Source organism: Acetivibrio cellulolyticus CD2 (genome assembly GCF_000179595.2).
Taxonomy (GTDB): domain Bacteria; phylum Bacillota; class Clostridia; order Acetivibrionales; family Acetivibrionaceae; genus Acetivibrio; species Acetivibrio cellulolyticus.
Map to the genome: position 1 here is coordinate 416,946 of NZ_JH556657.1, position 19,518 is coordinate 436,463.

Here is a 19,518-nt window from a genome sequence, read left to right on the forward strand (position 1 = left end):
ATTTATATTCGAGATTTTCTTGGCCATGCTTCTGTTGTTACGACAGAAATTTACGCAAAAATCGAACCCCGAAATCAAACGTAAAGCTATTGAGGCAGTTAGCCCAAATGTACTTCCTACTGAAAAATATTCTGAAAGACAGAAGAAAGAAATGATGGAATGGCTTAAATCTATCATTTAGCTTAATATATTATGCAAAGTTCAGAGAAAGCTTTCATATGATTTATTAGGGGTTTTACTCTCAACTTTGCATAATATTATACTTCTCATAAGACGAACTTGGGTACCTTACACTAGATCAGCGTAGCTCAAATCTGCTTTTTCAGGTACTTGCCGCCAGATACGAGGTAAGAAGCACTATCGTTACAAGTAATCTGGAATTCTCCAAATGGCCTGATTTTATTGGAGACTCAATAATGGCAACCGCCTTAGTGGATAGACTGGTACATAGATCGACCATTCTAAATATGAATGGAGAAGGATATCGAATAAAAGATGGCAGAAAATGAAGGGATTAACCGGCTCAAATGCGAGTCGGTTTTTTGTTTGTAGATAAGTATTCTTTCTTTTCATGAGAAAAGAAAAGTGGCCCTCAAAAATACCTTTCAATTTAGTACCTTGATATTTAAAAAAATATTTATTGTGAATTGAAAGCTGTGATTGTATAATGTTCACAATACATTAGTTAACTGCTGAACGTCAATGAATAAAGGCATTAGTGGTGGTGTCATTTTATGCAGCATTATTAAGCTGTAAAGGTGCACCAGAGTGGAGCACTTTTACGATAGCGATTCCAATATAGGGAATTGAAACTTGTGAATAAACAAAGGAAGCATACTAATACCGAGTTATGACCGGATAATAGGGAATTGAAACAGCATTACAGGAATAGTTGCTTTTGGGTCTGTACCAGTTATGACCTGACAATAGGGATTTAAACTGGAATTTTTAAGATCAGACTATTGGCCAAGAAAGCATGATCTCACAGGCATTAATTTAGGATTTTGTAGGATAACATAATTGAATGTGAAAATGGCAGAGCAAAACTGGTGCATGGGATATTATGGTATAGTAGCAAGATTTAAATATCCTTGATTGAAATGTTATGAAAAAGGTAAAGTACAAAAGTATTTTGCTAAATTACTACAGAATATGCTTTTAGGTGAAGTAAATCCGACAAATTACTGGAGGAATTTTGTAGAAATATTTACAAAAGGTAAATGTTATAGTAAACTATATACAATATAAGTTAAAGCTGTCAATTGAATATGACAGCTTTCATAATGTTTTAAAGAAGAAATATTATACTATCTATATCAGTCTTATTTTACCTTACAGCTACTTGAGGGGGATTTACATGAGAATGTTTCATTGGAAAGCCTTTATCGAAAATAACATTAACTATATTCAGCATGAATTACCTGATGACAGAATTGAATGGGTTGATAAAATAACAGGTACCAAGTTCTATTTAACACATCAAGAATATAATGAATATCTTTCACTAATTCAAAAAAAAGTTGACTTAAAAAATGCAGATATGATTGTTGAATATCTTAATACAGAAGGAGTTCAAAATTTACTTCCGTATTATGATGGAAGAACTGAGCCGAAGATTACTTTGAGAGATGCGGCATGGCTTTTTGTTTTATTTTCTTATCTCTACAATGGAAATGGCAATGCCGATATTTACTCCTTAAGAGAAGAAAGTTACAAAGCATTCTTTGGTGGTACCAGGGATAAGTTCCCTGAAGCATGGAAAGCACTTGAAATTGTAACACAATGTAGTGACTGCCTTGATAAATCGGTTTATATAAAAATATTAAAGGGTGGTCCATATAAAATAAAAAAATATTATCTTGAAAATAATGATTTGAAAGATATTAGAGGAGCCAGTACACTTCTAACCTATGTTGGAGAGGAAAAGATACCTGAGATAATTGGAAAACGTTTTATAGAGGAATGCCTTATTTATTCCGGTGGTGGGAATGTATTTGCTGTTTTACCAAGTTGGGCTGACGAAAACATTTATCTTGAACTTGAAAGAACTTTTCATCAGTATACAATGGGTGCTCAAAATGCATTTTATTTAAGTGAAGAAATAAAACTGGAAGATTTACTTATTAATTATAAAAGCACAATGTATGAGATTGAAGAAAGGCTTTTAGAAAGGGAAAAACATAAAATTTATATTACAATTCGCCCCAAAAGTGAGTTTTTTAATGACGGATTTTTTTATGTTGAAGATGAAAAGATTGAATTTGAAAATGTTAGTATATCACCAGGAGGAAAATGCAAACTTTGTGCAGTGAGAGAGGCAGAGTACTTAATAAAATCATTTGAAGGCATAACTGCTTGTGGAAGCTGTATGCACAAGCATCTTACTGGTGCGATAATGAAAAAGGGGATTTTAAAGAAATATAAACAGATTACAGGTAAAGATATAAAATGGGCTCAAAAATCCATTGATGATTTAAAGGATAATAAAGGTTACGTATCGGTAATATATGCCGATGGTAACAATATGGGGGCTATTGTCAGGGATATTGAAAATTTGGCAGATATGATGTTCTTTAGTAGAAGGACTTCTCAGATTGCACAAAAAGCATTATTTAAATCGTTATATGAATTCTACCCAGATAAATTTGAGGTTGTTGCTATTGGAGGGGACGATATTTTTGTAATAGTTCCTGGAAAAGATTCTATCGAATTTACGGCGAGAATGATCCAAACTTTCAACAATGAGTTTAAAAACTTATCGTCAGAGGAAAATGAGCAGAGGTATTCAGCAACCCTATCTGCTGGTATTTGTATTGGAAAATACAAGACTCCAATTCGATTAATGGTGGAGCAAGCTGAAGAAAAAATGAAGAATGCCAAAAATCTTGTAAGAACTGATAAAGCCTGCTGTAACGGAAGTCTTGATTTTGTGGTCATTAACGATATAGGACAGACAGCAAATCAGGATATGTCTGACAAGGGCAATTGTGGCGAAGTAAAATATTCCTTACTACCATATAACTTGGAGCGGGCTATGGATATGGTTAATCTAGTAAAGGAACTAAAAAATAAAAGAGTTAAAAGTAGTTTGAATGGCCTTTTACGGGCATTTGAGAAAGCCGAGTCAAAGTTGGAGATGCAGCTCTTTTATAGCTACAATCAAGTAAGAAACAAAAACAATATCAATAATAATATAAAGTCAATAACTGGACTTAAGTTTGAAAATGGCATATTAGTATCTTCTTTAGAAGATGGCAGATCATTTTCTCCATGGAGGGATATTCTTGAAATGTGGGACTTTTGTGGGGGTGAAAATTAATGACGAATCCAATAAGCAAGATTTACAAAGTAAGGTTTAAACTTAGATCACCTTTACATATAAGCTCAGGTAATAACGGTGATGGAATAACGAAGTCTGCCAAGGTAGGGATTGAACCGTTCATTCCTGCATCAACTATAAAAGGTAAAATAAGAAGCAATTTTAAAAGCTTATTGCCGGATAAGTGCTGTAACAATGAACAATCTGGCACTAGCTGGTGTGAATGCCCTGTGTGTTCGATATTTGGAAAAGCTGGATATCAACCATCCAGAATATATATACAAAATTTAAAGTATAACGGAGAGAAGGATCTGGATACTTTCGGTATCAGGTCTACTGTGGCAATAGATAGGTTCAGAAGAGTTGCCAGGGATGGTTCTCTGGCATTTACCGAAGTTATTGATAATGGATCATTTGAAGGTGATTTGGAAGTTTACTATTCTGGAGATTCTATCAATTATGAAAAACAGTTAATAGCTGCTATTAAGATGATTGAATCAATTGGAAAAGGTAAAAGCCGAGGATGGGGCTTTGTTGATGTGGAGGTGACGATTCTTGAGTAAAGTTAGTATCAGGCTTGAAGAGCCCCTTATGGTTGGTGGAAAGAGATTAGCCGACAATGTGCTTGAATCTCTTGATTATATACCTGGAAATGTAATGAGAGCGGCTTTGGCGAAGTACATACTTTTAAGCTGTCCTCTGTACGATCACAGAAAGCCAGATGAGCTAGGCAGATATAACTATGTTTATGTCAGGGATGAAACCAGTTGCAGTAGATGCAAATTCAATAACGCCTGCAGGGAATTTTCAAACATTCGTATTTCATTTTTTTATCCAGAAGGCTATGATATTATTCCATTAACTTCAAAGAAGTGTAAAACATATATGGATCATGGTTTTAAAGATATTCTTACAGGAGTTGAAACATCAGAATGTGAAGAATGCATGAAAATAAACCGACAGGGTTCCGGAACAGCTTTTTTAGGGAGGATGGAGTTTGCAAATGGGTTCAGACATGGAAAAGAAAAGTGTACTCCTGGGAGATATAGTTTTACGCGGACTTCTCTTGATGAATATACATTGACTGCACTTGATGCCAGTCTTCACTCAATCAATGTTGTTGAAGGTGGAATTATTTATGAAGGTGAAATAAAAGGTTTCGAAAGCTTAAATTTAAATCCTGGTAAAATGCTCTATGTTGGCAAGTATACATCAATTGGATTTGGACATGTGAAGATTATGGGTGTCAAGGACAAACCGGAAAGAAAAAATCTTATTGAATTACTAGGAGAGTTTAATAAAAATATAAGAACAAAATTACCTCGAGATGCAGAAAAGTCGTACATACCCATACTTTTTAGGAGTGATGCAAAGCTTGGAATTGAAGAGCTTTGTACAGATACACCATTAAGCGACAGGGAATACAAGCAAATATGGGAACGACTGGTGTTAGGTGATAATCCTTGTGGATTCCAGATTGAGCAGGTTTTTTCTGAACAAGATATTTATAAGGGGTACGATACATCAAAAGAATTGGAAAAATGGGAAAGAAAACCTTGTGTTTTTACTAAGAAAGGCACGTCCGTTTTGATGTCTACTAAAAAAAGGCTGGAAGATATAGTAGAAACTCTTATTTCGATGGAAACGAAAGGAATAGGGAAGGATACCTATGATGGCTTTGGTGAGATAGAAATATGCAACGAATTGCATGTTAAGGGGGGGATATAGATGGATAAGAAGACTCTGATTCAATATGTAGAAGAACTGGCATCAAAAACGGATATAAAAGATTGCATTTCAGATAATGACGGAAAAGATAGTCTTGGAAAGTCACAATTTAGGTCTATCGCAGAATTGTGTGCCAAAGCAGATTTCTATGAGGAAATAAAGCTTTTAATAGAGTATAAGGAATCTAAAGGAAACGGATGGGATAAAAACATTGCAAAACCAGGCATGGCATTGAGTCTAGACCCAGAAGGATATTATTTCTGGGATAAAAACATTGCAAAATCAGGCTTCATAACTTGTGGCGAAGTAATCGTTAGATACATGGAAAACATAAAGAAGCAGTCCTCGGAAGTGGATGTTTTGAAAAACCTTGAACTCTTTTTCGGATATATGCACTGGAAAGCTAATGTACTATGTAAAGAGAATAAGAAGGGCAACGAAAAGAGTAAAGGAAAGGGGGAGTATAGGTAATGCTTTTTGATGTTTTTAAATCAAGAGAAGTGATAAAGGGTAATATAGTTGCGTTGAAGCCTATTCATATCGGAGTAGGTGAGGATAGTATTGACCCTGTACAGGTTGATTCACCTGTCCTGAAGGACTCAAGGGGGCTTCCTGTAATACCCGGTTCTTCTCTTAAAGGTGTGCTGAGAAGCAGACTTGAGGCTATACTTGCAAACCCGGCTTTTGAAGGCAAATGGAGAAGCTGCAATATACTGGATGACAGTAGAAACTGTTATGAGAAGATTTCAAAGGATGGTAATGTAAAAGCTATAAAGGAAGAGATAAGAAAATCCGGTGACAACACACAGAAAAGGTACCGGGACTATGCAGAAAAAATATATTCAATGAGCTGTGACGTGTGTAAATTATTTGGAAACGGTCATATTGCGGCGAAGTTACAAATAAAGGACATGCTTTGCGTGGATACGGAAGTGAACTATGAACGGCGTGATGGCGTGGGTATGGACCGGGATACCGGTACAGCCAGTAGGGGTGCAAAGTACGGATTTCAGATTGTTCCAGCAGGTATAAGGTTTGAGTTTTATATGATTGCAGAAAACCTTGAAGATGAACAGAAAAAATTAGTAGAACTTTTAATCAAAATACTTGAAGAAGGTGACATATCTATAGGAGGAATGACTTCAAGAGGACTTGGACAGATAAAATTAATAGATACTGACAGAAAAAATATAGACGCGGGTACAATTTTTAAGCATTATAACTTAGAATGCTAGGAGGTATACAATGTTTAGGGAACTGGTAAATGAGTGTAAAATCAAATTTGTATTAAAAGCCGAAGGACCTGTCTTGATAAGATCTGGAGAGAATATGGATCTTGACCCTATGCTTCCTAGTGTTAAGTTTGTAAGAAGTTTTCATAATAATGATTATAACGTTGTCATACCTGGAAGCAGTATAAAAGGTGTATTCCGGAGCAGAGTGGAAAAGCTTCTGAACGGTAGTTGTAAAATTGTCTCGAAAAATTATTACGACAGTTGTTCATCCAAAATTGGTAATTTAGATAGAAACAATAAATATACAATGAAGGTCGAGGATAAATACAAAGAAAGTTGTAACGCATGCAAGCTGTTCGGAAACATGTCCATTAAGAGCAGGATCGAATTTAAGGATGCCTACCCGGAAAAAGATACTGTCAAACTTGCAAATAGATATAATGTAGGAATAGACAGGGTTACAGGAGCAGCAAAGGATAGTGCTTTGTTTGAACCTGAGGTTTTGGAGGCAGGTACATTTGAAGCAGAAATAATTATTAAGAATTTTTTCCTCTGGCAGTTAAAAGTTTTAATTCAGGTATTTGAGGACATTAATGAAGGATATGTAACATTTGGTGGAGTAACTTCAAGAGGTTTTGGAAGGATGTCCGCTAACAGTATAACTTTTTCTGTTAGGGAATACGGGGCTGCCGAACCAGGGCAATTCTATAAAGAAAAGATAATGAGCAAAGACGAAATAGAGGAGAAGTTAAAAAGTGTTACATTTTCTGAAAATGAAACAGGAAAGGTGAAGTTTAACAATGAGCATATTTTATGATTTTGTAGATATACTTGGGCCTTCACCATTTGATACAGAAAAAACTGAAAGAGAATATACTGGTAAGCTAGTTCTTGAGATGGAAACCCTTTCACCGGTGTTTGTCGGGTCCGGTTTTGAAAAGTCGGAGAATGAAATTTTATATAAAAGTTTTATTCGTTTTTTAGATAAACCAGTTATTCCCGGCAGCTCGATAAAAGGTATGCTCAGAACTATATGCCAGGCTGTCTCGTACAGTTGTATAGATGTGGGTAAAAGAATAAAAAAAGATTTACCGTATAAATCCGATAACTGCAATTGTATTGTATGCAATACCTTCGGGAAAATGAAACTTAGAAGTCGAGTGAACATTGGTGATTTTGTACTTGAAAAAGGAGAGCAGGACATAATAAGGATACCTATTCAAATGAATCCACATATAGAAAATAAGGATATCTATTACTCTCAAGATGGAAAGCTGAGAGGTATCAAGTTTTACAGACATGGAGATTACAGAATACTTGAAAATACTAAAATAGCTGTTGAGACCGTAACCAAAGGCGGAGTATTTACAGGAGAGATAATATTTCATGGCCTTCTAAAACAGCAGCTTGAGCTTTTATGTTATGCACTTGGGTTGGATGAAAGTTTTCAGCCAAAGGTAGGAGGCAATAAATCAGGCTTTTTCGGAAGCTGCGTTTTTAAAGTCAAGAGGGCTGTATTGGACAGTGAAGATTTTGATCCTTCAATGTATGCAAAGAGTTATGGAGCTAGTGATACAAGGATAGAACAAAATAAGAAAAAGCTTTGTGAAATACTTAGCTTTGATAATAGGATATTATCATTATGGGGTTGATAAGATGAATAAAACAAGGGGACTTCTTGAAACTGCATTAAGGTTTTCCGAATTTGGTGATCAGGGAACAATAAGAAAAGTTGCTAATATAGCCCAAAGATTAAGCGGCAATGAGGATACCAGTGAGTTTGTAAAACTGATGATACTCTACCTGGATAATTTAGATATTTTGGGCGGTGGAAATAACGATAAGACAGCGGCTAAGGCAAGATTTAAGGAATTTGTTAGCCAGTGGCTGAAAATAAAACAGATAAATGGGGAGATTAAATGGGAAAATGCTGAATTAAGGGAATTAGACCCGGAAGAACTGGCTTATGTCCTTGGGTGGGCAGGAAGAATAGCTAGAAAGTATAGCAAAAAAGTATCATCTAATACTGCTTATTCTTGTGGGTTGAAAGCAGAGATAAAGAAGAGACCGGAAGATGATACAACAAGGTACACTAATAAGGCTGAGGAAGAACCTGCTAAAGATTATGATATGGATAAAATGCTTAATTTATTGCAGAAGAAATTTCAAAAAAATTAGAGTTATTTAAATCCGGGGGTTTAACAATATGGATATATGGAAAAACATTGGTAATATTGCTTCGATTGCATCTATTATTTCTGTAATACCGGTTACCTTGTCATTATTCATTCTTGTAACCGAAAAAAGGAATAGGCAAAAAAACTTAGAGAATATAAGAAGATCCAACCCAAGGGAAAAATCATGCGTAGTGATTATTGATGTTGGTGATAAAGATGTATCAATGCGTGAAAGCGTTGAATCTTGGATGTATGATCAGCCTGAATTCAAGAGCTATCCGAAGGAGAACATATTTCATGTTTCCTACATAAAGATAGTAACTGAAAGTGATATAGATGACCTGCTAAAAAAAATAAGGGCAGTTCAAAAAAAGGTTATGTCTAAAGGCACACGGCATATTCATCTTTTCGCTAGAGGACCGCTTGCCTTATCTGCTATGCTTGGAGTAGAATTTAAGAATTGCTGTCCTGTTATATTTTATCAAAGGGATACTACAACGAATAAGGACTATATAAATTGGGGCCCGATTCAAAGGCCAAATTGAAAGGTGATTAAAGGTGCTATCTAAAGAAGAAATAAAGCTGAATAAGCTTGAATACATAAAATTAAAAGTAACTCTGAAATGTATGGAGGACTGTATTTTGCCCGCTTATTTAGGCTCTACCCTGAGGGGAGCCATAGGCAGGGAGTTAAAAAAGCTTTCTTGTATGTCTCCTAAACAGGCCGATTGCAGGAAATGTGCAAACACACATCTATGCTGCTACACAAAAGTGTTTTCAAGTGTTACAAATGAACACGATGGGTGGGGAAAAGCGACAAATGCCCTTCCAAACCCTTTCATAATTGAGCCGCCTATGGATTGCAAAAGAGATTATTATGCTGGGGAAAATCTATGCTTCAATCTGATTTTTATAGGAGATGGTATTTCATATTTACCGTATTTTATTTTTGCAGTAAATGGGATGGCTGTTAATGGCCTTGGAGTCAGTAGGAAAAAGTTTGCACTTGAAGGGGTTGAAAGGTTTGATACTGGTGAAAGCATTTTTATAAACGGAGTATTTGATCATACTGCTGTGAAGTTAACAAAATGGGAAGACAAAACATATGAAGGTAAGGTGGATGAGGTATCTGTGAAATTCCTTACTCCATTTAGGTTCAGACTTGATGGAAAGATGTATGATAGTCTAAACTTTGAAATATTTTTAAGAAATATTTTAAGAAGGATGTCCATGCTTGCTTCCTGTTACTGCGGTGGTGAATGGCAAATTAACTATAAGGATTTGTTGGAAAAGTCAAGAACTATTGCAGTTAAGAGGTTAAATACAGAATGGCACGATTGGGAAAGGTATTCAAGCCGTATTCAAGGGAAAGTTAAAATGGGTGGAATTGTAGGCGAAGTAGTATTTAAGGGAAAGTTATCACCTTTTTTGCCTTATATAAATATTGGGAGTGCACTACATATAGGTAAGGGATGCACTATGGGGCTTGGAAAATATGAGTACAAGACATAGAATAGTAAAAGTATAGTCTGCTAATTTTCCAACCTTGATTTTAGTATATATTGCTATGGACCTTGAAAATAGAATATTGTACAGATCCTTATAGTAAAATTATAATAGTATGATGTTGGCTGGAATAAAGTCTTGAAATGCCTACAAAAAAAGACTTCCAGGTAATGTTGATTTTTGAAATGCAGTTTTGATATTGGTTATGACCTAACATATAAGGAATTGAAACCCGTTTGCATTGTTAACAAATTCTGAATTTGTTCTTTTGTTATGACCTAACATATAAGGAATTGAAACCCTATTGCATTACTTGGCTTATTTGGTAGCTTTGTCTGTTATGACCTAACATATAAGGAATTGAAACTTATTTTTATTTAAACATAATATAAATGATGTTCGAGTTATGACCTAACATATAAGGAATTGAAACTCAGTCAAATACAGCTTATATCTTCGAACATCATTTGTTATGACCTAACATATAAGGAATTGAAACGCACTTTCCATTAATGGTCTTATGTATTTTGTATCAAAGTTATGACCTAACATATAAGGAATTGAAACACGACTATCCCACAGGTGGTAATTCCACAATAGGAGTTATGACCTAACATATAAGGAATTGAAACGTTAATGATAATTCAAATTGATAATAATTTAAAGAGTTATGACCTAACATATAAGGAATTGAAACATTGCATTTTGGAGCTCTATGCTCATAATTCCCCACTGTTATGACCTAACATATAAGGAATTGAAACCAAGGAATCTTTACCTAATAGGTATTCCTTGCGAGTTATGACCTAACATATAAGGAATTGAAACCTGTCTGCTTCTTGTCTGTTCTTGATAGGGTCATCGTTATGACCTAACATATAAGGAATTGAAACTCTAAAACAGTACAACGATATCCAGACCAATCATCCTGTTATGACCTAACATATAAGGAATTGAAACTTCATGCAAAGCTCAATGTTCCAGGTATAGTAATTGTTATGACCTAACATATAAGGAATTGAAACTATTGCTATTTTGGTTATTACATCAGCTTTATTAAAGTTATGACCTAACATATAAGGAATTGAAACATTCTAGATTTATATTTTGACCAAAGCTCTATTGGGTTATGACCTAACATATAAGGAATTGAAACTTGAAGTTTAGGCCTTCTGTAACTGTATCTTCCAGAGTTATGACCTAACGTATAAGGAATTTAAACTATACAGATTGTGTAACAGTCTGATAAGGTTCTCCGTTATGACCTAAAATATAAGGAATTATAACATCCAAAGAAGTACTGTTATAGAAGTCTTTAAGAGGTATCCTAATATAGGGAATTGAAGCATAACATTAACTTTCTTATATGCCTTAATAAAACATTATGACCTATCATATAAGGAACTGAAGTAACTTAAAAATTATCAAATATTTTTAGAAGAGAGTGATTTAGTGTGGATAAGATTGATTTAAAAAAACACTTTTTAGGATTGCAGAAACAAATGACTTCAAGGTTAATGGCTAATAGGGAGTCTATCATTCATCCAGGAACAAAAGGAGATGCTTCAGAGTTAAATTGGATTGAATGGTTAAAAGCATATTTGCCAAAGAGATATAATGTGGGAAAAGCTTTTATAATAGACTGTAAAGGGAATATTAGTGATCAGATTGATGTCGTTATATACGATCAACAATATTCACCTTTTGTATTTAACCAAGATGGTGCTATCTATATTCCTGCTGAAAGTGTTTATGCAATATTCGAAGTAAAACAGGAACTTAATAAAGACTATATTAAGTATGCTGGAGAAAAAGCAGAAAGTGTTAGATCATTACATAGAACATCGACAAATATATATCATGCAGGAGGTAAATATGAGCCTAAACAGCCATTGAAAATATTATCTGGCATACTTACATTGACAAGTTCATGGAATCCGCCATTAGGGGATAGCTTTGAAAGTGTAATAATGGGTTTGGAACCTAGTCAGTCGCTTGATATTGGGTGCGCCCTTAAAGATGGTGCGTTTAAGGTAATATATGATAAGAGTATATCAATTCAAAAGAGCAACAACGAAGAATCTTTAATTTTTTTCTTTTTAAATCTTTTGATGGAATTACAAAAGGTAGGTACAACTCCAGCTATTGATATAATGTGTTATGCTGAATCACTAGATTCAATATAACACATTATTAATTAGATGAGTAGATAGTTTATTGAGCAAAAACATGATTATAGGAATATTGTAGATTTGTTAAGAATCATACCTTAATACTGGTGTTATCAGCAATAAGTTGTTCAAGCAGAAATAAAAGGTGCGGAATTATGGGCGAAGTAGTATTTAAGGATTTTTTGACGTATATAGATATTCGAAGTATACTATATATAGTTAAGGGATACTCTATGGGGCTTGGAAAATATGAGTACAAGACATAGAATAATATAAGTATAGTCTGGTAAATTTCCAACCTTAATTTTAGTATATATGGCTATGGACCTTGAAAATAGAATATTGTACAGTTTCTTATAGTAAAATTGGAATAGGATGACATTGGTTGGAAAAAAGTCTTGAAATGTCTAGAAAAAAGACTTCCAGATAATATTGACTTTTGAAATGTAGTTTTGATATTGGTTGTGACCTAACAAATAAGGAATTGAAACATCCAAAGTGTTCACATTTACAGATGATTTTGACAGTTGTGACCTAACAAATAAGGAATTGAAACCACGGAAAATACATTTTATGGTTACTATAATCTAAAGTTGTGACCTAACAAATAAGGAATTGAAACTGAATCTTATTCCAGATATAACGAATAGTTAGTAGTGTTGTGACCTAACAAATAAGGAATTGAAACTCCATTCTTGATAATACATCTTCTGCTTCTCCCCGGTTGTGACCTAACAAATAAGGAATTGAAACACGTATTCTGGGTTATTTGTCATAAGGTAATTATTGTTGTGACCTAACAAATAAGGAATTGAAACTTCGCAAGTTGAAAGGCTTTTATTGCGCTTATTACGGTTGTGACCTAACAAATAAGGAATTGAAACATAGTGCCACCATTACCATACGAGCCTATAACCCCGTTGTGACCTAACAAATAAGGAATTGAAACTATACACCAAGAATTAAAGCCATAAGCGGCGCCTCCTATAGTTGTGACCTAACAAATAAGGAATTGAAACATTTTGCTTTCTTTTTGCTGCCTGTTGTGACCTAACTGTATATAAAAAAGTTGCGCTCCCTGCGGGCGTGTAGAAGTGAAGCCAATATGCTGTTTGGGGTGGTAAACCAATATACCAGCAAACATCAATCATCTTGACATCAAATAAGGTTGTCTCTGAATGGGGAGAATTTATGGGTGATCCAGTGATAACTACAATGTTAGACAGGTTGGTGCACAAATGTGAGATATTTGCTATGGACGGTGACAGTTACAGGCTTGCTCATCGGGAATCATGGCTCAATAATAACTGGTCTTTTCTGACATCTTCGGTTATCATTGTTTTTTTGATAGCGTCTTATCAAAAATATTATTGCTAAATGCGATTCAAATATGACTCGATTTGGTGGAGGGCATCCAGGGCGGCATAGATTGAGAAACATTATAACTTGCGGCCATGCCAATATCAGTTACTACCTTTTTAAATTTACTTCTCAGTTTTGTCCAATCTTTATCTGGATAAAGACTTTTTATGGCTAAATATGGAGAACAATTAAACTCTTTATATAGTAGAAAACTCAATAAGCATATTCCATCCTACCATCAGCAACAGCGTTTTCCATCATATTAGACCTGATTTTCTCCCACGACTTTACCTTTTGCATTTCATTTCATCCCATCAAACGATGAAAACAAATATTTATTGGGAAGGCTATCTTTTCATTTCACATAATTCTGGTAATTTGGTGGTAATGGACAACTTTCGATATGTTCAAATTTTTCAACTATCGGTTCACTGCCATACTTTATCGTTATCTTAATGGTCACGACCCACGCTAGCGTGTGTTCCTTCATAGCAATAGCTAATACTCCGATGAATCCAGAAAATTCATATCATGATCATAAGAAAAACAATAGTAGGGTTATATAGTTTAAATAATTAGTTATAATAAAATGTATATAAAAAGTATTTATAAAGGTGGTTCATAGATGAACACATACTACGTTGATCTACATGCCCATATTGGACGATCTTCAAAAGGTAAAGAAATAAAAAAGGCTACAGCAAATAATTTAACTTTTGAGAATATTGTATATGAATCATATAGAAAGGGTATAGACATTATAGGAGTCGTTGACTGCATAAATCCCTACGTTTTAGAGGATATTGATGACTTGATTTATAGAGCTGAACTAGTTGAAAAGGATGAGGGGGGCATGGCGTACAGAGGAAAACAGACCATTATACTAGGCGCTGAGATTGAAACGCATGAGAAACATGGTTGTAGCGCACACTCTTTATGTTTTTTTTCGACATTAAAGCAAATAAAGGAATTTTCAAATGAGATGAGCGAGCATGTAAAAAATTTAAGGGTTTCTAGTTTAATGAGTAGGTTAACTGGACAGGATCTATTCAACATTGTAGACCAACTAGAAGGTATATATATCCCGGCACATGCTTTTACACCACATAAGGGCTTCTATGGCAACTGTTGTGATTCGTTGCATGATATATTCAATGCTCAATCTTTCGAAAAAATGCCGGCTATAGAACTTGGGATTAGTGCAGATTCTATGATGGCAAGCCAGCTAAGTGAATTAGATGGAAAATCATTTATAAGTAATTCTGATGCCCACTCCTTGTCGAAGATTGGAAGGGAATATAATATATTTGAAATGGAAAACTCAACATTTGAGGAGCTTATTAAAGCTTTAAGGAGTAAAAACGGAAGAAGAGTAAAAGCAAATTACGGACTAGACCCTAAGCTGGGGAAATATCATAGGTCATACTGTCAAACTTGTGATGTAGTTATTGAGGGTAAGCCTCCTGTGATTAAATGTCCTATTTCAGATAAGCATCAAGTAGTAATAGGAGTGAAAGACCGACTCGAAATGATAAAGGATCGTTATAATCCTAAAATGGATGGTAGAGCGATGTATAACTATCAGATACCATTAGAGTTTATACCTAAGGTCGGACCAAAGACTATTGACAAGCTAGTGAACCATTTCGGAAGTGAAATGAAAGTGCTTCACGATGCAAGTTATGATGATCTTTCAAAAGTAGTGAATGATGAGATAGCAAAAAATATTGTACTTGGAAGAGAGGGTAAACTTGGTATTGAAGTTGGGGGCGGAGGAATTTACGGAAGGATAGAACGTTGATAACTAAATCAATCGATCTATAATGGATTAAGAACTTTACAAACATAAAAGTGCGTAAGTGCTTCAAAAGATGACGTCTAGCTATATCACGATCATTGCGATAAGCTAATGGTGTCATTTTTTGAAGCACTTTTTATGTTTATGATTCAGCCTGCATTCTTCCGGTAAATCCTTTGACCAAGGCAGGTACTTGTCCAGAAGTTCTGGGTGGTTTTTAAAATCTGTATTAGGCATTGCTTCAAGGATATATTTTAGATACTCATACACATCCAAAATATTTGCTTTAGCAGATTCCACCAATGTATAAAGGATCGCATTAGCAGTTGCTCCCTTTGGAGTGTCAGCAAAAAGCCAGGCTCTTCTTGCTACGGCATATGGTTTGATATTTGCCTCGCAAAGATTGTTGGAGATGGGAAGCCTTCCGTCTTCTAGAAATGTTTCAAGATACTTTTTTTGATTCTTAGCATAATTTAGAGCTTTTGTCAGGTTCTCATTTGTAGTAGAAATTGCAGAGGTCTCTTCAACCCATGACCAAAAGGCATCAAGAATGGCACGTGACGCCTCCTGACGCTTCTCTTTCTTTTCGTCATATGACAGTTCCTTTATCTCATCTTCCAGTTTGAAGAGAAGATTGATGAATTCCCTTCCTTCAGCTCCTTTGGAACCCGAGATCTCTTTTCCTTTATTGTCCAGCGGAATACTTTCTATGAAATAGCGTCGACAATGAGCCCAACAAAGATTTCTTTTAATGTTCTCCGCTTTCTCATAAGCACTATACGCATCCGTGGTTAGATATCCATGAAACCCTTGTAATAGTTGCTTTGCAACATCACCGCTTCGGCTTCTGGAATAGTGGAAGAAAGCTGCCTTGATCTCTTCACAAGCTGCACTTCGCATGACCCACATGAAAGAATCACTGCTAGCTTGTTTGCCTTCTTCCTTATTACACTGGATTCTTGTTTCATCCATGTGAAGGACTTCGCATTTTAAAAGCTCCTCATGAATCCGGTTGTAAATCGGAGCCAGCCATTCTTCACTACACCGAATCGTCCAGTTTGCCATATTAGATCTTGGTAGCACCATACCTATACGGTACCAATCGTTCTCTTGACGGTTGAAAGGAATCCCCATTGCAAACTTCTGATACATGACTTGTGCCACAAGGGATGCAGTTGCTATGGAGTGTGGCAGAACTGAAGTTGGAACCGCAGCTTTCTGGAAATGGTCTTTGGGATTTTCGCTACCTTCATTTCCACAGTTGGTACACTTAGCAACTTCCTGGAGAACCTGTACTACTTTCAGTTTTGACGGAATAAATTCCACTTCTGTGCGTACAAGCTTTTTACCAATGACTTTCAGTTCTGCTCCGCACTCGGAACAGTTTTCTTCCGGAGGAATGATATATTCCTCCACCTCTTTCGGAATATTTACAAGCATTTCAACTCTGACACCAGGCTGTCTGGCAGTTCTTTGGTGGCTTGGAACGGTTATTTTTTTCTGTTCCTTAAATAATTCCGCTGCCAGTTCCTGCGTTGTTTCAAACAGATTTATTTGTTCGCCTGTCTGTCTGGTAATCTCAGAAGGGCTACCAAATAGTTTCTTGCGAGCGTGCAGGAGAGCCTGAATCATGTTCTCAAGCTGGATATTTTGTTTTTGAATGATCTTATCTTTTGCTTCAAGTTCCTGCTTTTGTTTTTCAACTAAAGCCCGAAGCATTTCCAGTTCTTCATGTTCTGTCAATGGTATACACGTCCTTTTTTATCTGGTTTAAGTATACCACTTTTTAATGCCTTTTTCTATATTTTAGGAGATATTAATGGGCAAAAAAATGCTGATTTTATGCGGGTTTTTAGCCGTTTTTTCGGCATATTCACCAACCCTAATAACAGGTTTTTTCGGCACTCATTTCAACAGAATAATGTGCCTTTTTCTGTTCTATATTAAGTCCCTGAAAGAGCCATTCCATCTGCTGTAATGTAATCTCTTTTACTTCCGACGGGCTCTTGGGCCATTGAAACTTCATTCCTTCCAAAAGCTTCTTGCTGGCAAGGATAAACCCATTTTTATCATATCTCAAAACTTTAATAGCTGTTTTTCTTTTATTGCAGAAGATGAAAGCGCAGCTGTCTGAAAATGGATCGAGTTTAAACTGTAGATTCACAATCGCCACCAATCCATCAATCTGCTTCCGAAAATCTGTGGAATTACAGGCTATGTAGATATGTTCAGCTCCCTGGGTAAATCCGCCTAACATATTGAACGCAGTGCTTTTAACACTGTTGCTAGCAACTGAAGATCAGTCTTTTCGTGTATATCCAATACAAAATTGTCATACCGTATTGTGATGGAAGCAGAACCCGGATGCCTTATCACTTCTTCTGGAATTTTCATTTCTGCCCAGCATATATCTGTTGCTGAGTTCTTTTGCTTATTGAGTCTTGTAAGCCAATATTTGTAGGTTGACAATTTTATATTATTTTTTTCACACCATTGCCTAGCAGATAAGCCACTGGCTTTACAATCTAAAATTGTCTGCTTCCATATTGTCTCGGATTTTCTTTGTGCCATTTTAAAATGCCTCCTGACTTCATGAGTTTTATATCAGAAAGCATAACAGAAGTAGTTGTTAATTACACTACGGTATGTTTTGAAGCACTTACTAAAAGTGCAAGCTTTTAGAAATATGTATGATAGTATTTCAGTATTCTATATAGGTAAGATTAGATATGCATCTATGATAAATATGCTATTTAATTCCAATACATTACAATTTACTAAATTCGCTTAAAAGAATACAAAAGTAGTGTGTAAAAAATGTCAACATTTTATACATTTTTTTACAACCATATTCAAAAGTTGATGTTTACTTCTTCAAAAGCGTGTGTAAAACTAGGTAAGCGTAGAATACTTATTTTAATTCAGTAAAAACAATACTTTAGACAATATTACACATAAGACTAACGGAGGTTAGCGGGTGGAAAGGTATAGAGATAATCGGGGTGGTTGATGCTATATCACCTTATGTTCTTGAGGATATAGACAATCTGATTGGAAAAGGTGAACTTCGTGAAATGAAAGAAGGTGGAATGGAATACAGGGAGGGACAGACCTTGTTGCTTGGGGCTGAGATAGAAACTCATGAAGAAAAAGGATGCAGCGCACATTCTCTATGTTTCTTTCCAACATTGAAGGCAATAAAAGATTTTTCTCGGGATATGTGCAAGCATATAAAAAATATACATTTATGTTCTTCCATGAGCAGGCTTACAGGACAGGAATTGTTTGACATTGTAGAAGATCATGGTGGCACTTTTATACCTGCTCATGCGTTTACTCCGCATAAGGGTTTTTATGGGAACTGTTGCGACAGCTTGCTTGAAATTTTCAAACCGGATTGTTTTGAAAAGATTCCTTCAATTGAGTTAGGGCTTAGTGCAGATTCAATGATGGCCAGCCAGCTTAGCGAGCTTGATGGAAAGTCATTCATCAGCAATTCAGATGCACATTCCCTTATTAAGATGGGCAGGGAGTATAATATTTTCAGCATGGAAGCTCCGAACTTTAGTGAGGTGTTGAAAGCACTAAAAGGTATTGATGGTAGAGGAGTAAAAGCAAACTACGGACTCGATCCCAAACTGGGAAAATATCATAGAACTTATTGCCTGGTCTGTGACCGTGTTATTGGGGGTGAGCCGCCAGTATTAAAATGCCCGGTTTCTGAAAGACATAGCGTTGTAGTAGGAGTAAAGGACAGATTAGATATTATTAGGGATAGAAGCGAACCGGAGATGGGATTAAGAGCGCCGTATAACTATCAGATACCATTAGACTTCCTGCCGGGGGTTGGACCCAAAACTATAGACAAGCTGATAAAGCATTTCGGGAGTGAAATGAAGATTATACATGAGGCTACTTTTGAAGAGTTGGCTCATGTTGTTAAAGAAGAGGTTGCGACTAACATAATCCGTTCAAGGGAAGGGAAATTGAATATAGAGGTTGGTGGAGGGGGAGTTTATGGGAAAATTGAGAAATGAGAAAGTAACAGAAACTTTAAGTTTTGCTTTTTAAATCAAAAATTCAGGGTTGTTTAGCCATGATTGATTTCAATAATTCTTAAAATGAAAACAGCTGCCTAATGATGACAGCTGTTTTATTTAAGAAATATAAGCAGCAATATTATAAAATTGATTAGAGTTAAATGCTGCTAAAAATTTTATTG

General features: G+C 35.5%; 18 protein-coding genes, 1 pseudogene and 2 CRISPR repeat arrays. Of the genes and pseudogenes, 16 read left to right on the forward strand and 3 right to left on the reverse strand.

All coding sequences use genetic code 11. The features are described from left to right. The 15 genes and pseudogenes from ACECE_RS31500 to ACECE_RS0213915 form a co-directional block, all read left to right on the forward strand. Positions 1-181 (forward strand): annotated as a pseudogene (locus ACECE_RS31500) (site-specific integrase); the annotation flags it as partial. A 133-nt stretch (positions 182-314) separates the two neighbouring features. Beyond that, on the forward strand, positions 315-509 hold the full coding sequence (locus tag ACECE_RS30210) for an ATP-binding protein (RefSeq protein ID WP_040428546.1): 195 nt from the start codon (positions 315-317) through the stop codon (positions 507-509). 848 nt (positions 510-1,357) lie between these two features. After that, positions 1,358-3,319, forward strand: coding sequence for a Cas10/Cmr2 second palm domain-containing protein (locus ACECE_RS0213845; protein WP_010248219.1), 1,962 nt, complete (start codon positions 1,358-1,360; stop codon positions 3,317-3,319). Next, positions 3,319-3,882 carry an RAMP superfamily CRISPR-associated protein gene (locus ACECE_RS0213850; RefSeq protein ID WP_010248222.1) on the forward strand — a complete coding sequence of 188 codons (564 nt, stop codon included), beginning with the start codon at positions 3,319-3,321 and terminating at the stop codon, positions 3,880-3,882. Before ACECE_RS0213845 ends, ACECE_RS0213850 begins: the two co-directional genes overlap by 1 nt. Further along, positions 3,875-5,047, forward strand: coding sequence for a hypothetical protein (locus ACECE_RS0213855; protein WP_010248224.1), 1,173 nt, complete (start codon positions 3,875-3,877; stop codon positions 5,045-5,047). The genes ACECE_RS0213850 and ACECE_RS0213855 overlap by 8 nt, the downstream gene beginning before the upstream one ends. Beyond that, positions 5,048-5,518 (forward strand): hypothetical protein, encoded by a 471-nt coding sequence (locus ACECE_RS0213860; protein WP_010248226.1) that lies wholly within the window; start codon positions 5,048-5,050, stop codon positions 5,516-5,518. Further along, entirely contained in the window at positions 5,518-6,282 is a 765-nt protein-coding gene (csx7, locus tag ACECE_RS0213865) for a type III CRISPR-associated RAMP protein Csx7 (RefSeq protein ID WP_010248230.1), read from the forward strand. Before ACECE_RS0213860 ends, csx7 (ACECE_RS0213865) begins: the two co-directional genes overlap by 1 nt. Positions 6,283-6,292: 10 nt before the next feature. Beyond that, positions 6,293-7,099 carry a type III CRISPR-associated RAMP protein Csx7 gene (gene csx7 / locus ACECE_RS0213870; protein ID WP_010248233.1) on the forward strand — a complete coding sequence of 269 codons (807 nt, stop codon included), beginning with the start codon at positions 6,293-6,295 and terminating at the stop codon, positions 7,097-7,099. Next, positions 7,083-7,934 carry an RAMP superfamily CRISPR-associated protein gene (locus tag ACECE_RS0213875; RefSeq protein ID WP_010248236.1) on the forward strand — a complete coding sequence of 284 codons (852 nt, stop codon included), beginning with the start codon at positions 7,083-7,085 and terminating at the stop codon, positions 7,932-7,934. Before csx7 (ACECE_RS0213870) ends, ACECE_RS0213875 begins: the two co-directional genes overlap by 17 nt. Before the next feature lie 4 nt (positions 7,935-7,938). Continuing rightward, positions 7,939-8,460 (forward strand): hypothetical protein, encoded by a 522-nt coding sequence (locus tag ACECE_RS0213880; protein ID WP_010248238.1) that lies wholly within the window; start codon positions 7,939-7,941, stop codon positions 8,458-8,460. A gap of 28 nt (positions 8,461-8,488) precedes the next feature. Next, entirely contained in the window at positions 8,489-9,004 is a 516-nt protein-coding gene (locus ACECE_RS0213885; protein WP_010248241.1) for an SAVED domain-containing protein, read from the forward strand. A 97-nt stretch (positions 9,005-9,101) separates the two neighbouring features. Further along, complete coding sequence (gene cas6, locus ACECE_RS0213890) at positions 9,102-9,971, forward strand: CRISPR system precrRNA processing endoribonuclease RAMP protein Cas6 (RefSeq protein WP_162862546.1); 870 nt, start codon at positions 9,102-9,104, stop codon at positions 9,969-9,971. Positions 9,972-10,167: 196 nt separating this feature from the next. Next, positions 10,168-11,252: direct repeats of the CRISPR family, unit length 30 nt; unit sequence GTTATGACCTAACATATAAGGAATTGAAAC. Positions 11,253-11,419: 167 nt separating this feature from the next. After that, positions 11,420-12,151 carry a DUF6602 domain-containing protein gene (locus ACECE_RS0213895; RefSeq protein ID WP_010248244.1) on the forward strand — a complete coding sequence of 244 codons (732 nt, stop codon included), beginning with the start codon at positions 11,420-11,422 and terminating at the stop codon, positions 12,149-12,151. Positions 12,152-12,597: 446 nt separating this feature from the next. Beyond that, a CRISPR array of direct repeats spans positions 12,598-13,155; the repeat unit is 30 nt; unit sequence GTTGTGACCTAACAAATAAGGAATTGAAAC. Positions 13,156-13,264: 109 nt separating this feature from the next. Further along, complete coding sequence (locus ACECE_RS0213900; RefSeq protein WP_083878631.1) at positions 13,265-13,513, forward strand: ATP-binding protein; 249 nt, start codon at positions 13,265-13,267, stop codon at positions 13,511-13,513. A gap of 610 nt (positions 13,514-14,123) precedes the next feature. Continuing rightward, positions 14,124-15,299: an endonuclease Q family protein gene (locus tag ACECE_RS0213915; RefSeq protein ID WP_010248251.1), complete on the forward strand. Its 1,176-nt coding sequence runs from the start codon at positions 14,124-14,126 to the stop codon at positions 15,297-15,299. A 114-nt stretch (positions 15,300-15,413) separates the two neighbouring features. On the opposite strand, the gene tnpC is transcribed toward ACECE_RS0213915, so the two are convergent. The 3 genes from tnpC to tnpA form a co-directional block, all read right to left on the reverse strand. Beyond that, on the reverse strand, positions 15,414-17,039 hold the full coding sequence (gene tnpC, locus ACECE_RS0213920; protein WP_010248253.1) for an IS66 family transposase: 1,626 nt from the start codon (positions 17,037-17,039) through the stop codon (positions 15,414-15,416). Positions 17,040-17,178: 139 nt separating this feature from the next. Beyond that, positions 17,179-17,553, reverse strand: coding sequence for an IS66 family insertion sequence element accessory protein TnpB (gene tnpB / locus ACECE_RS0213925; protein ID WP_010243264.1), 375 nt, complete (start codon positions 17,551-17,553; stop codon positions 17,179-17,181). Next, a complete protein-coding gene (gene tnpA, locus ACECE_RS27560) occupies positions 17,547-17,867 on the reverse strand; it encodes an IS66 family insertion sequence element accessory protein TnpA (RefSeq protein WP_010243567.1) in 321 nt (106 codons plus the stop codon). Before tnpA ends, tnpB begins: the two co-directional genes overlap by 7 nt. A 431-nt stretch (positions 17,868-18,298) precedes the next feature. Between tnpA and ACECE_RS27565 the strand changes: the two genes are divergently transcribed. Continuing rightward, entirely contained in the window at positions 18,299-19,333 is a 1,035-nt protein-coding gene (locus tag ACECE_RS27565) for an endonuclease Q family protein (RefSeq protein ID WP_010248255.1), read from the forward strand. Positions 19,334-19,518: the final 185 nt, after the last annotated feature.

Coding starts and splice junctions, on each gene's coding strand:
- ACECE_RS0213880 (WP_010248238.1), top strand. CDS start 7,939: ATGAATAAAACAAGGGGACTTCTTGAAACTGCATTAAGGTTTTCCGAA.
- ACECE_RS0213885 (WP_010248241.1), top strand. CDS start 8,489: ATGGATATATGGAAAAACATTGGTAATATTGCTTCGATTGCATCTATT.
- ACECE_RS0213850 (WP_010248222.1), top strand. CDS start 3,319: ATGACGAATCCAATAAGCAAGATTTACAAAGTAAGGTTTAAACTTAGA.
- csx7 (WP_010248233.1), top strand. CDS start 6,293: ATGTTTAGGGAACTGGTAAATGAGTGTAAAATCAAATTTGTATTAAAA.
- tnpA (WP_010243567.1), bottom strand. CDS start 17,867: ATGGCACAAAGAAAATCCGAGACAATATGGAAGCAGACAATTTTAGAT.
- ACECE_RS0213875 (WP_010248236.1), top strand. CDS start 7,083: ATGAGCATATTTTATGATTTTGTAGATATACTTGGGCCTTCACCATTT.
- ACECE_RS0213845 (WP_010248219.1), top strand. CDS start 1,358: ATGAGAATGTTTCATTGGAAAGCCTTTATCGAAAATAACATTAACTAT.
- csx7 (WP_010248230.1), top strand. CDS start 5,518: ATGCTTTTTGATGTTTTTAAATCAAGAGAAGTGATAAAGGGTAATATA.
- tnpB (WP_010243264.1), bottom strand. CDS start 17,553: ATGTTAGGCGGATTTACCCAGGGAGCTGAACATATCTACATAGCCTGT.
- ACECE_RS0213860 (WP_010248226.1), top strand. CDS start 5,048: ATGGATAAGAAGACTCTGATTCAATATGTAGAAGAACTGGCATCAAAA.
- ACECE_RS0213915 (WP_010248251.1), top strand. CDS start 14,124: ATGAACACATACTACGTTGATCTACATGCCCATATTGGACGATCTTCA.